The sequence below is a fragment of the Nocardia sp. NRRL WC-3656 genome (genome assembly GCF_000720265.1).
GTDB lineage: Bacteria > Actinomycetota > Actinomycetes > Mycobacteriales > Mycobacteriaceae > Nocardia > Nocardia nova.
The window spans coordinates 1-12,959 of sequence record NZ_JOJF01000005.1; the positions used below are offsets into that span (position 1 = coordinate 1).

Annotated in this window: 11 protein-coding genes; 2 read left to right on the forward strand and 9 right to left on the reverse strand. The window is 68.5% G+C overall.

Annotated elements, in window-relative coordinates; translation table 11 throughout:
• Positions 1-95: 95 nt before the first annotated feature.
• The 4 genes from hrpB to IG65_RS0108700 form a co-directional block, all read right to left on the reverse strand.
• Positions 96-2,537 carry an ATP-dependent helicase HrpB gene (gene hrpB / locus IG65_RS0108685; protein ID WP_156055540.1) on the reverse strand — a complete coding sequence of 814 codons (2,442 nt, stop codon included), beginning with the start codon at positions 2,535-2,537 and terminating at the stop codon, positions 96-98.
• Entirely contained in the window at positions 2,534-4,159 is a 1,626-nt protein-coding gene (locus IG65_RS0108690; RefSeq protein WP_030514332.1) for a class I adenylate-forming enzyme family protein, read from the reverse strand. Before IG65_RS0108690 ends, hrpB begins: the two co-directional genes overlap by 4 nt.
• A 77-nt stretch (positions 4,160-4,236) precedes the next feature.
• Positions 4,237-5,163, reverse strand: coding sequence for a cyclase family protein (locus tag IG65_RS0108695; protein WP_030514333.1), 927 nt, complete (start codon positions 5,161-5,163; stop codon positions 4,237-4,239).
• Between the two features lie 81 nt (positions 5,164-5,244).
• On the reverse strand, positions 5,245-6,642 hold the full coding sequence (locus IG65_RS0108700) for an amidase (RefSeq protein ID WP_231509104.1): 1,398 nt from the start codon (positions 6,640-6,642) through the stop codon (positions 5,245-5,247).
• Between the two features lie 350 nt (positions 6,643-6,992).
• Between IG65_RS0108700 and IG65_RS0108705 the strand changes: the two genes are divergently transcribed.
• Complete coding sequence (locus IG65_RS0108705; RefSeq protein ID WP_030514335.1) at positions 6,993-7,754, forward strand: dienelactone hydrolase family protein; 762 nt, start codon at positions 6,993-6,995, stop codon at positions 7,752-7,754.
• A 132-nt stretch (positions 7,755-7,886) separates the two neighbouring features.
• Here the strand turns inward: IG65_RS0108705 and IG65_RS0108710 are convergent, their stop codons facing one another.
• From IG65_RS0108710 to IG65_RS0108730, 5 genes are all read right to left on the reverse strand, one after another.
• Positions 7,887-8,300, reverse strand: coding sequence for a VOC family protein (locus tag IG65_RS0108710; protein WP_030514336.1), 414 nt, complete (start codon positions 8,298-8,300; stop codon positions 7,887-7,889).
• 51 nt (positions 8,301-8,351) lie between these two features.
• The gene (locus tag IG65_RS0108715) at positions 8,352-9,239 is read right to left on the reverse strand and encodes a serine/threonine protein phosphatase (RefSeq protein WP_231509105.1); all 888 of its coding nucleotides are present in this window, start codon (positions 9,237-9,239) and stop codon (positions 8,352-8,354) included.
• Positions 9,240-9,424: 185 nt separating this feature from the next.
• Positions 9,425-9,931, reverse strand: a complete 507-nt coding sequence (locus IG65_RS0108720; protein ID WP_030514338.1) for a hypothetical protein — start codon at positions 9,929-9,931, stop codon at positions 9,425-9,427.
• Positions 9,932-10,162: 231 nt separating this feature from the next.
• The gene (locus tag IG65_RS0108725) at positions 10,163-10,600 is read right to left on the reverse strand and encodes an META domain-containing protein (protein ID WP_030514339.1); all 438 of its coding nucleotides are present in this window, start codon (positions 10,598-10,600) and stop codon (positions 10,163-10,165) included.
• Positions 10,601-10,630: 30 nt separating this feature from the next.
• Entirely contained in the window at positions 10,631-11,827 is a 1,197-nt protein-coding gene (locus IG65_RS0108730; RefSeq protein ID WP_030514340.1) for an Ig-like domain-containing protein, read from the reverse strand.
• Positions 11,828-12,102: 275 nt separating this feature from the next.
• On the opposite strand from IG65_RS0108730, the gene IG65_RS0108735 reads away from it, so the two are divergent.
• Positions 12,103-12,789 (forward strand): rhomboid-like protein, encoded by a 687-nt coding sequence (locus IG65_RS0108735; protein WP_030514341.1) that lies wholly within the window; start codon positions 12,103-12,105, stop codon positions 12,787-12,789.
• Positions 12,790-12,959: the final 170 nt, after the last annotated feature.

Here is a 12,959-nt window from a genome sequence, read left to right on the forward strand (position 1 = left end):
TACCAGGCCACAATCCACATCGCCGTGATCAACCAATGGCTCAGACACTCGTGAAAAGCGAGCCCGCACCCACCCTCACCACTTCGAGACAGAACCTAGCCGCGGCCGGCGTTGCGGGCCGTGCCGCGGTGGGCGGGCACGGTGGTGGGGTCTTCCGGCCAGGCGTGTTTGGGATAGCGGCCGCGCAGGTCCGCGCGCACGCGGGGCCAGCCGGTGCGCCAGAACGAGGCGAGATCCGCGGTGACCGCGACCGGGCGCTGAGCGGGTGAGAGCAGATGCAGCACGATCGGGACGCGGCCGTCGGCGAGGCGCGGTGCGTCGGTCCAGCCGAAGATCTCCTGCACCTTGATCGCGAGCACCGGCGGATCGGCGGAATAGTCGATGCGGGCGCGGCTGCCGGATGGAACCTGCACGCGTTCCGGTGCCAGTTCGTCGATGCGCGCCGCGTCCGGCCAGGGCAGCAAGCGGCGCAGAGCCTGTGCGGTATCGATGCGTTCGAGATCGGCGCGGCGGCGGGCGGCGGCGAGTTCGGGGCCGAGCCAGGTGTCGGCGGCCGCGAGCAGCGCCTCATCGTCGACCGCAGGCCACGGGTCACCCAGGGTTCGGCGGAGGAAGTCGAGGCGCTGACGCAGGGCGGTCGCCTCGGCGGGCCAGCTCAGCAGGCCGAGCCCCGACGAGGCCAGCCCGCGGCGCAAGGCGGCGCCGAGCAAATCCGGATCCGGATCGCGAATGGGCTTCTCCGACAAGGTGATCGCATCCAGTCGTTCGACCCGCCGCGCCACCACATCGCCGTCGACCCACTCGACCTCGTCGGTGGTCGTCAGCAGATCCGAGGCTGCGCGGCGGGCCAGGCGCTCGTCCGCGACCGCGGCCAGCCGGATGTACCCCTCGGAACGCCCGGGGTCGCGGGTGGCGACACCGACCGCCAGCCATTCCGGATCGGCGGTTCCCGAGTCGGGCGGCAGTGTGACCGCGGTTCCGCCGGCCATGAGATAGCTCGCCGAGCCGGGGGCGCGTCGGCGCGCCAACCGTTCCGGATATGCCAGCGCCACAATATAAGCGGGATCATCGGCCCCGTCCGGCCCGTCGACCGTTCGGGCCAGCCGCTCGGCCTCGCGTCGCCAGCGCACCGGCTGCTCACGCCGGAGCCGGCGCAGGCCCGCGGTGAGGTCGACCCCCGAGATGAGGGTGTCGTCGTCGAGGACGGCGACGACTTCCGCAGCCGGTCGCGCCCCCACCTCGGCCGCTCCGTCGAGTAACGCGCGCGCCAGCCGCGGATGCAGTCCGATGCGGGCCATGCGCCGCCCGCGGTCGGTCACCGCACCGCCGGAGTCCACGGCACCCAAGGCGTGCAGCACATTCCGGCCGGCGGTCAGCCCACCGGCGGGCGGCGGATCCCACCAGCTGAGACCGTGACCGTCCGCCGTGCCCCAGCAGGCCAGTTCCAGTGCGAGCCGGGCCAGGTCGGCGGTGCGGATCTCCGGTTCGGGATAGGCGGGCAGGGTGGCGTGCTCGTGCTCCGTCCAGCATCGCCACACCCGGCCCGGCGCCTCGCGCCCGGCCCGCCCGGCACGCTGGTCGGCGACGGCCGCCGAGACGCGGACCGTGGCGAGTCCGGACAGCCCCCGCGCCCGATCGATGCGTGGCACGCGGGCAAGGCCCGAATCCACCACGGCACGCACGCCCGGCACCGTCAGGCTCGACTCCGCCACCGCCGTGGCGAGCACCACGCGCCGCCGAGGTCCGGGACGCAAGGCCGTGTCCTGGCTCGCCGCGGAGAGTCTGCCGTGCAGCGGAACGATATCCACGCCGTCGTGGCCGTCCAAAAGGGCGGCGACTCTTCGGATTTCGGCCGCACCGGGAAGGAAGACCAGCACGTCGCCGTCGATTTCGGCCAGTGCGGTGCGGGTGGCGCGTGCGACCTGTGCGTCGATTCGCTCCCGGGGCAAGGGCGGGACGTAGGTTGTGGCCACGGGAAAGGTCTGCGCGTCGACCCGCACCACCGGCGCCGCGTCGTCCGCGCCCAGCAGCGCCGAAAGGCGTTCGGCGGCAACGGTGGCCGAGGTGGCGAGGACCCGCAGGTCCGGCCGCAATCCGGCCCGGGCGTCCAGCAGCAGCGCCAGCAGCAGATCCGCGTCCAGATGGCGCTCGTGACATTCGTCGAGGACGACCACGTCGACCCCCGCCAGCTCCGGATCGTCCTGCAGGCGGCGCACCAGCAAGCCGGAGGTCACGACCTCGATGCGGTTCCGCCGCCCGACCCGTCGATCCCCGCGGACCGAGTAGCCGACGGTTTCGCCCACCTGCTCGCCGAGCAGCGTAGCCATCCGCGCGGCCGCGGCCCGTGCCGCCAGCCGCCGCGGCTCGGCTACGAGCACCCGGCCGGAGTTGTTCGCCGCCAGCGCCAACGGCACCAACGTCGTCTTTCCGGTGCCCGGTGGCGCGACCAGGACCGCGGTCTCGCGGTCGGCCAACGTCGTGACGAGATGATCGAGAACTGCCCGGACGGGCAGATCGGGAAGTTCGAGTGCGATCACCGCAGCCCCAGCATGCGCATCGCGGTGTCGCGCGCGGCCGCGCGGTCGGTCTTGCCGCCCGGGCCGAGGTCGAGCCCGTCCACCACCACGACATATTCGGGCGTGTATTCCTTGGTCACCCCGCGCGATGCGAGCCGGGTCGACAGACCGGGCGCGTCCAGGGTCGCGCCGTCGGCGAGCACGACCACGGCGCAGACGCGTTCGCCGTAGACGTCGTCGGGAACACCGACGACAGCGACGTCGGTGACCGAGTCGTGCTCGCGCACCAGCTCCTCGATTTCGGGGATCGAGACGTTCTTGCCGCCCCGGATGACGAAATCCGATGTCCGCCCGACCACCCGCACCCGGTCGGTCTCGTCGATCTCGACGATATCGCCGAGCAGTGTCCACCCGTCGGGTGTGTAGAGCTCGGCGTCGGCGGCCGGGTCGTCCCAGTACCCGGCCGACACCAGTGGCCCGCGCACCGCCGGCCGGCCGCGGCGGACCGCACCGGCCACGTCGGCGCCGGCATCGTCGAGCACGCGCACGTTCATCGCGTCGAGAGTCCGGCCGCAGGTGCGCAGTCTGGTGTCGATGTCGTCGTCGAGGGTGGTCCGGCTCACCGCGCCGCTCTCGTTGGAGCCGTAGAACTGCAGGACCTTCGCGCCGGTCCGTTCCTCGAACGCGCGGGCATCGCGATAGGGAACGGGCTCACCGCCGGTGTACAGCACCCGCAGGCTCGACATGTCATGGCGCTCCAGCGCCCCGGAACGCAACAGCATCTTGAATTGCGTACTGACGCAGCATAATACGGTGACCCGCTCGCGCTCGATGAGCATCGCGGTCTCCTCGGCGTCGAAGCGCGCGCCGACGACGACCGGTATGCCCAGCAGGGCGGGCAGGAAATGGGCGGACCACAGGCCGAATCCGTACGGCGCCGGGACCACCGAGCAGACGATGTCCCGCGATCCGATTCGAGCGCCCAGCATCGCCTCGCGCGCGAAGGCCGTCCATCGTCGCTCGGTGTGCGCGACGATCTTCGGCGTCCCGGTCGTCCCCGACGTCGAATTGAGGATGGTCACCTGCGATGGTGTGAAAGACACTGTGGCGGAATATGTTTCGGTCGTTGACGCCGTGCCGGGACGGTGGTTCGCGACGGCGCCGGACTGCTCGTCGACGACGAGAACGTCGCCCAGTATCACTCGCTCGGCCTCGAGTTCCCGGACCAGCGCCTGCCAGGATCGGCCTCGGATTTCGGGCACGGTGACCAGCGTCGACGCCTCGGTCCGGCGCATCACGTGCGCGATCTCGCGCACGCCGGATCGCACCCCGACGGCCGCGGCGATGCGTCCCGCGCGGTAGCACCCGCACAGCGCCGCGTGGACGGACGCGGTATCCGGGAGCAGCAGCGCGACCCGCGAACGGGGACCGCCGGGAGTAGAACGCAACGCCGCACAGATCGTGTCCGCCGACCGGTCGTATTCGCTCCAACTGGTCGGCCCACCGGTAGTGACGAATGCGGCCCGGTGCGGAATCCGCTGCGCCCAGATGCGAACGATGTCGCTGATCGCGTGGTCGGTGTACGACTCCGGCGTGGTCGCGAAACTGCCCGGCACGATCGACTCCGCAGCGCGGTTCGTCATGATCACCTCACTCACCTACCGCCACCGATGTCGCATCCTCAACCGTAGCCACCGCGTCCCGGCGCGCTGCGCAGCGGTCAGAAGATCGCGACCGGGGCGACCGGACTGCCGGTGGCACCGACGAACGGTTCCGGCATCGCCGACAGCAGGAAGTCGTAGCGGCCTTCCTCGGCACACACCCGGGACAGGTCCTCGAGATTCCAGTTCTGGCCCTGCAGCATGCCCATCTCGACCAGGTGCAGGGCATGCACCGCCAGCCATGGGCCGTCGGCTTCGGGCGGGCAGATCTCGAAGGTGAGGGTGTCGGTGGCGACGGCGGCGACGTCGCGGGCGTGGAACCATTCCGGGCAGCGCACCGACAACCCCGGTGACGGCGTCCCGTAGCCCTCGCGGTCGCCCGCCAGATAGAGCCGCATCTGCCCGGTGCGCACCAGCACCACATCCCCGGCCCGCACGCTCACCTGCGCCATCGCCGCGGCGGCGTCGAGATCCTCCGGCGAGACGGCGTGATCGCCGGCCAGCCGGTCGACTCCGCGGGCGCGGGCGACGTCGAGCAGCAGCCCGCGCGACACCAGATGCGGCACCTTCTCGATACCGCTGAATCGGGCGCCGCGGTGGGCGGTGATCGAGTCGGCGGGTCGGCCGTTGTAGAGACGCCCGGCGTAGGAGACATGTCCGAGGCCGTCCCAGTGCGTGCCCGCCTGCAACCCCATGGTGATCGAATCGTCGCTGGTCGCAATCGTGCCGGGCCCGAACATCTCCCAGTTCAGGGCAACCATGGTGTGCAGCGGATTCACTCGTCCCGGCACGAGTCCGGTCTGCACGCCACGCTGATGCAGCGGCAGTGCCAGCCCGACTCGCCGTCCCGTGCGCACGGTCGCCGCGGCGGCCCGGACCACCTCGTGGGTGACGAAGTTGAGGGTGCCGATTTCGTCGTCGGCGCCCCAGCGTCCCCAGTTGTTCACGCGCGCCGCGATCTCACGAAAGACAGACATGTCCGGCATGTGCGCACGGTACCGGCGGTCCCGTGGGTTGCCAATCTTTCACTCCCACTGAGCGAAACGGCCGTTCGGGCCGTCCGGCGGTCAGCCGACGGGCGGCCACACGGGGGCCGTGCGCCACGGGCGTGCCTGCTCGAGTTGTGCCGCGACCTGCAGCAGCAGATCTTCGCGGCCGAAGGCGGCGACCAGTTGAATGCCGACCGGCATTCCGGCACTGTCGGTGCCCAGCGGGAGCGAGATCGCCGGCTGCCCGGTCACATTGAACGGGCTCGTCATGCCGCTGAACGACAGCGCGTGCTCCCACAACGACGCCGGGTCCGTGGTGTCGAGCAGGCCGAGCGGCGCGACGACCGTCCCCAGCGTCGGCGTGAGCAGCAGGTCGTGGTCCGCGAAATAGCCGCCCAGCGTGGTGGCCGCCGTCTCGAGGTCGCGCAGTGCGCGGACGTAATCGCCCGCACTGTCCTGATTCGCGGCGTCGTACATCATCCGGGTCATCGGTTCGAGGTCGTCGTCGCGCACGTCGCGGCCGAGCGCTGCCAGCCGCGCCTTCACATCCACCGCGACCGGCACCGCCATCAGATACTGCAACCCGCTCATGATTTCCTCGAAGGGAAAGTCGGGCGCCTCGTCCACGACGTCGTGGCCGAGATCGGTGAGGACGCCGGCGATATCTCGCGTCGCCGCAACACAATCGGGATGTATGGCAGCGCCCGAAGGCAGCGTCGTCGCGATCCCGATGCGCAGGTGCCCCGGATCGATGCGCATGGCGTCGACGTAGCGCATCGACGGCGCGGCGATGACGTACGGATCGCCGGGGACGGCACCGGCGCCGATATCGAGCAGCATCGCCGTATCGCGCACGCTGCGGGTGACGGCGTGGTTGACGCTCATCGGCGCGGCCAGCAGATTCCGCGCCGGATAGGCGGGCACCCGGCCGCGGCTGGGTTTGAGACCCACCAGCCCACACGACGACGCCGGGATGCGGATGGAACCGCCGCCGTCACTGGCATGACCCGCGGGCACGATTCCGGCGGCCACCGCCGCCGCCGAGCCGCCCGAGGAACCGCCGGCCGAGTGATCGAGGCGGTGCGGGTTGCGCGTCGGCCCGAACAGCAGCGGTTCCGTGCTCGCGTTCAACCCGAATTCCAGTGAATTCGTCTTGCCGATGATCACCATGCCGGCGCGCCGATACCGTTGCACCAGTTCGGAATCCGCGGCGGCGACAGCGTCGGCGAACAGGCGGGAACCGTTGGTCGTGGGCAGCCCCGCGACGTCCATGTGCAGATCCTTGATCACGAACGGGATCCCGCGCAGTGGCCCATCGGGTAGCCCCGCGGCCACCTCACGACGCGCCTCGTCACCGCGCTCGCTCACCACCGCGTTGATCGCGGGATTGCGCTCCGCGAGCCGGCTCAGGCTGAATTCGAGCACCTCCTCGGCCGACACGTCGCCGGCCTCGATCGCCGCGGCCAGTCCTGTCATGTCGGTGGTATCGAACAGATCCCGCATCGAAGTCCCTATCAGTCGTGCCGTCCCGAGAATCGCGAGTCTGGTCCTACCAACCATCGGGCCCTGGACGGACCGGTATTCCGCCTACCGGGATCTGCCGTTTCCCGCGCGTCGAGGATTTGACGGCGGCGCGGCGCGGTGAGCTACGGTGTCAGGCGATGACTACCGGGACGGCTTCACGCCACACACAGATGGGTTACCCGGTGCTCTGCTGAGCGCCCTGCGAGCCGATACGGGCTCGCATATCGACTGCTGCGGTATCGCGCGGGCTCCGCCTTCGTCGTGTTGATCACAAACCTCAACGACGACAGAAGGATTCGATAATGACTGAAACACACGGCATCTCGGTAGACGTGCAGACGCCCGACGGTGTCGCCGACGCCTACCTCACCTCCCCCAACGATGGCGCCGCCCATCCGGGAGTGCTGGTGGTCCAGGACGGTTTCGGGCTACGCCCCAGCCTGCGGGCGCTGGCCGACCGGATCGCCGCCCACGGCTATACCGTCCTGCTTCCCAACGCCTACTACCGTCACGGGCGTGCACCGGTGATCGAGTTGCCGGACTACATCGACCCGGCGCGGCGACCCGAGATCTTCCAGCAGGTCTTCCCGATGATCCGCGACCTCACAGCGGATTTCTGGCGCTCCGATGCCGCCGCCTACCTCGACTGGCTCGCGGCATCGCCGAAGGTCACCGCGGGCAAGGTAGGCGTCACCGGCTATTGCATGGGCGCCCGCCTGGCGGTACTGACCGCCGGCATGTTCCCCGACCGGATCGCGGCGGTGGCCGGATTCCACGGCGGACCGCTCGTCACCGACGCCGCCGACAGTCCGCACCGCAGCGCCGGAAACATCGCGGGCGAACTGTATTTCGCCCACGCCGGCGAGGACGACCACATGACCCCCGAACACATCGGTGCGTTCGACAAAGCACTCGCCGACGCCGGTGTCCGCCACCGCACCGAGGTCTACGAAGGTGCCCACCACGGGTTCACCCAGGCCGACACCTCCGCCTACGACGCCGAAGCCGCCGAACGCCACTACCGCGAACTCCTGGCCCTGTTCGACCGCAACCTGCGCCGGTAGGTCGAGAACACGGACCCGCGACTGGGTGCGACGCCGGATGGATGGGAGCCGAGTATCCGGGCTCGGCGGCAACGCCGACAACACCGAGCCCGGATATCGCCCTACCGACGCCGCAGTCACCTCCCCTGACGACTACTTGGGCGCGACCAGCTCCAGCGCGATATTGTCCGGATCCCGAAACTCCAGTATGTAACTGACACCGATGTCCTTGATGTCCTCATGCGCTATCCCGCAGGCGTCCAGATGCGCTGCGGCGGCTTCCAATTCGGCGAGCGACGCGACAGTGAAAGCAAGATGGTCGAGACCGACACGATTCTCGTCGAAACGGTCGGAACCAACCGGCCGCAGCCCGATCAAACCGTGTTCCATCTTGTAGATCACCCCGCCGAAGAGAAAACCGAGACGCTCACGCGTCTCCTCATCCGCATCGGCCGGAACCTCCAGCGCCACAGGCCAGCCGAATACCTGCTCGTAGAAGGCCCGCGACCGGCCGATATCGCACACCGTGAGACGGACGTGAGCAACAGATCCCGTAGCAATCGCCATAACGATCATGCTCGCACGCCGCCTCCCTACCCGCAGGTTCCCGGCCGCCGACTACCGGCCGCGCGCATCGGCCCATCGCCCTCGGATATCGGGATACTCCGCGTGGAGGTCGCCGCCGAACAGCTTCCAGTAGAAGGCGTTCATCTTCGCGGCAGCGGGTGCGTGCCGGGTCAAGATCGCGCCGATCACCGGTGGCACGTCATCCGGTATACGCCCAGCGGCACACTCGAGTACGTACTCATTGCGGGCGACCGGACCGCTGCTGGACGGTGTCGGTACACCGCAGACATCGGTCACCATCCAGTTGACCAGTCGCATGGCGGCGTAGCCGGCGTCATGTGCGACGTGTCTTTTCGTGAAGCCGTGCTCAGCGGTCGACAGGGCGAATCGTGGCGATATGGCCAGCCCGAAGTCGCTGAGATAGATCCGTTCCATATCGGTGCGAATGTTGCCGAAATGCCCGTCCATGTGCAGCAACTCCCGATCCCGGAGAAACGTCACGATCTCCGAAAGCTGCCGCTCGAGTGCGACGGCCCTGTCAACCGGGTCCTCCCGTAGCCAGTCCGCCAACGGATGGGGGATGTACTCGCAGAACAGCACAAGGCTGCACTGAGCGGCGGCTAGCGCTTCGAGACGGGCCCGCACGGCTCGGCTGCCACCCTGGGCGGTGACCACGGTGTCGATGTCGGCGTGTTCGGCTGTGACCGGCGACCGGCCGGGGAGCACCCGCCAGTGGTAGAGGATCGGGAAGGATTGCGTCTCGCCGGCCAGAACGGCATCCGTGACGATAATGTTCGCCGTCAGCTCGCGCCAGGCGTTGACACTCGGGCCGCCGATACCGTATTGGCAGAACATCGGCAGGTCGAACAGGTTCGCCGTGGAGCCAGAGTTGGCGACCTCGCGGTCGGTCAGCGGGATCCGCTTGGTGAACACCGGCACGCCGTCGACGTCGACCAGCGCCGCGCCACCACCGACACCCACGCTGACGACTCGACCGGTGCCTACCAACTCGGCGAGCTGGAGATCGCTGCAAGACGCCAGGAATGCCGAGATTTCTTGATAGCGGGCGGTTCTGGCACTTGTCATCGCACGATTGTGGCACCGGACAGGCGCCTCGAACGTGGTCAGACCGGGGCTTCGGTGGGCCGACCGTGCAGCAAGGCCTGCAGTTGTTCGGTGTGGCCCGGTAGCTCCACGTCGGTCAGGCCGGTGATCAGATCCCGCAGAGGTAGTGGCTGATCGACCAGCACGGTGTCGTTGGAGAGCAGACGAGTCGGAACCGGGGTGTCGAGTTCGGTTTCGCTGAGGGCCGGGCCGGAGAGGCTGCAGAGGACCTCGGCTTGCCGGCGTAGGCGGTCCCGCAGGCCGGTGCTGTCGCCGGCAAGCTCCACGACACGGTCGATGGTCCAGATATCGAGGGCATTGCGGTTGTCGTAGGTGGTGTGCCGGCCCGCGGCGACGGCCGACGCGGCAGCAATGGTGGCGGCGGTGATCAGGCAGACGTGCCCGAGGATCCGGTCGGCATTCCATTCGCCTGGTGCGGGGGCGATCGTCTGGGGCGAATCGGCTACGGCGCCGGCGGCTTCCAGAAGCGTGCGGTAGGCGCCGCTCAACGCGGTGGTGTCCAACATGGAGAAATTATGCAGGCATTCACCTGCATAATTCAACCTGGGGTTGTCCCAGAAGTGCATGCCGACCGCCGGCGACTCTGTTCGCCGAGCGTGATTGCGGCGAGCATGTGGCGGTCACGCCTGGGCCAGGAAGCGAATAGCACTCGACCTACGGCTCGAGGGAGATTCGGCGAACTGCCGGACCGGCTGGGTGGAAACCGGCATCCACAATGTGCTGCTCGGATTGTCGAGTCACCCCGCGGGTTCGGACTCGTGCAGAGTCACGGTGCGGTCGGCGGTTTTCAACGTCAATGTCGCGCCGTCGAGACTCCATGTCGGGCTTGCTTGCAGGAGTGAAATCGCCCATTCGTCGGCTCCGGCGCGGTCGCCTACGCACGCCATGCGAGTTGCGGCGAGGGGGCCGGTGTGGAGGGTGTTCCCAGTCAGGTCGGCGGAGCCCATGAGGGTGTTGCAGCCGGCCGTGGCGCTGAGGTGACCCTCGGTGAAGCTCAGGCGGAGCGGGCCGTCGCCGGGGATTCGCGGGCCTTGGACGTCGGTGGAGACGTAGGTGTGGCCCACGGGAGTGGCGGGCGTGGAATCCGTTGGGGCGGAATCGTTTCCGGAGGAGCAGGCGGCGCCTGCCGCCAGCACGGCCAGGACCGGAACGATTCGCAGGATATTCGCCGACATGCTCCGATGGTAGCCGCCGGGTGGGGCGGATCAGCTGTTCGCGTTACCGGCCTGCCACGTGGTCCACGGGACTTCCCAGTCGCCGTAGGTGTCCCATACGGGCAGCGGCTGCCCGCCCGAGTTGGTGATCTCCACGACGTCGCCGACGCCGAAGTGGTCGAAGAACCACTGGGCGTTGTCGGGTGAGAGGTTCACGCAGCCGTGCGACACGTTGCTGGCCCCCTGCTGCCCCACCGACCAGGGCGCCGAATGGACGAATTCGCCGTCGTTGGAGATCCGTTCGTCCAGGTCCACCTTCTCGCGGTAGTACCCGGGCTGGCCGGCGCAGACCCCGTAACTGCAGGAGTCCATGATGATCGACGGCGATTTCTCCGAAATGACATGTGGCCCTTCGTGCGACGGGAACCCGGGCGAGCCGAGACTCATCGGCATCTGGTTCACCTGCGCGCCGTTGTGCAGGATCGTCAGCTGTTCGGTGTTGCCGTCGGCCTGCGCGATCCAGGAGTCGTGCACCGTGTAGTCGGCGCTGTTGTTCTCGGCGCCGAACACCCCGTCGCCGAGGTCGAGACCGAAGACGTCGGCTTCGATATGGATCTTGGTGCCCGGCTGCCAGTACTGCGCGGCGCGGTAGTGCACATCCTTGTCGTCGACCCAGTACCAGGCGCCCGGCTGCGGTGGCGTGACGGTGACCTTCAGATGCTTCTGCACCTCGGCCTTGTTCGCCACCGCCGCGGTGAACTGGAACACCATCGGCTGCCCGACCCCGATCCCGGTCTGGGCGACCAGATCGGGCGCGGGCACCACATTCGCGTACGCCTTGTGACCGGCGTCGATCGTGGCCACGGTGAATGTCTTGTTCGTCGCGACCTGGGCGAGGTTCACCGCTTGGGCGTCGACGCGGTAGGTGGTCCCGTAGCTCAGCGGATCCTTCGAGGTCCAGCTGCGATGGTCGGCACCGAAATCGCCGGCGACCGCTTTACCGTCCCCATCGGTGACGGTGACCTTGGTCAGCATGCCGTCGGCGGAGTTCACCACGAGGGGCGTCGCCGGATTGAGCGGTCCGTGGTCGGCCGCGGGCACATCGATCGTCGCGGGCGCGGTGATATCGGGCCCCTTGGACACCGGCGCCGACGACGTGCCGCCATTCGAGCCGCCACATCCGCCGACGAGCACGACGATCGCCGTCAGCACCGCCGACACCACCAGTAGAGATCGACGCCTGCGCACGTCCTCACCGCCTCTGTCTCGCACCCTCGCATGCACAGCGCCCACCCGGGACACAGCACCCTCCAGTCCACACCATCAATTCGGTGTCGCACCGCAGCAGCAGAGTACGTGTCGTCGCCGCCCGCCGCGCGCCCGGCATGGCCGGACCAGGTGTTTTGCCGCATTCGTGGCATTCGGTGACGGATGATGCGGGCTCACCCGTGACGGGTGATTGCGCGCGGACAGTGCGGCCTCATAGTGGAGCGATCTTCGCGATTCGTCGAGGAAGGTGACCGATGCCCAGGCGAGAGCGCTTCCGGTGGCGGACCGCCGCGGGCGCGGTCGGCGACTACATCCGGCACGCGCCCGGCACCTACATCTGGCTGGCCATCCTGCTGGTGTCCACACTCGTGGTCCGGCACCTGTCTCCCGATCAGGCCGAGATCCTGCTGGGCAACCGCTCGACCAATCTGCATCATCTGCGCGAGGATCCGGTGCACGTGCTGATCTCCAGTGCGTTCTGGCTCGCGGGCGGTGGCTGGTTCGGCTACGCGGTCAGCTACACCCTCTTCCACGCCCAGGCCGAACGCTGGCTGGGAACGCTGCGCTGGCTGGCGGTGGTGGTGATCGCGCACGTCGGCGCGACCTATATCAGCGAGGGCGTGCTGTATTGGGCTATTCATCACGGTTACGCACCCGAATCCGCGGTGAACACCCTCGATTACGGCGTGAGCTACGCCTTGGCGGGTGTGATCGCCGTGCTGGTGTATCGGATCGCGAAGCCGTGGCGGTACGTGTATCTACTCGGAGTGGTGGTGTTCTACGCGATTCCGGTCTTCGCGAACCGAACCTTCACCGACATAGGGCATTTCAGTGCGATGGTGCTCGGCCTGGCCTGCTACCCGCTGACCCTGGGGCGGCCGGGCGTGTGGGATCCGGAGGTGGCGGTGCGTGGGCTCGCCGGGTCCGTGCGACACCGGTAATCACACCGCCGGGCCGTCTTCGCGACAAGGATTGGATTCAGCGCGATCCAGAGTGCTGACCCCGCATCGGAATTCCCCTAGCGTGACGTTTCGCCCATCCAGAGCGATCGAGAGACCCGGCTCCACGACGTCGCAGCAACCCGCCGACTGGGTGTGGGTGCTACCGCCGG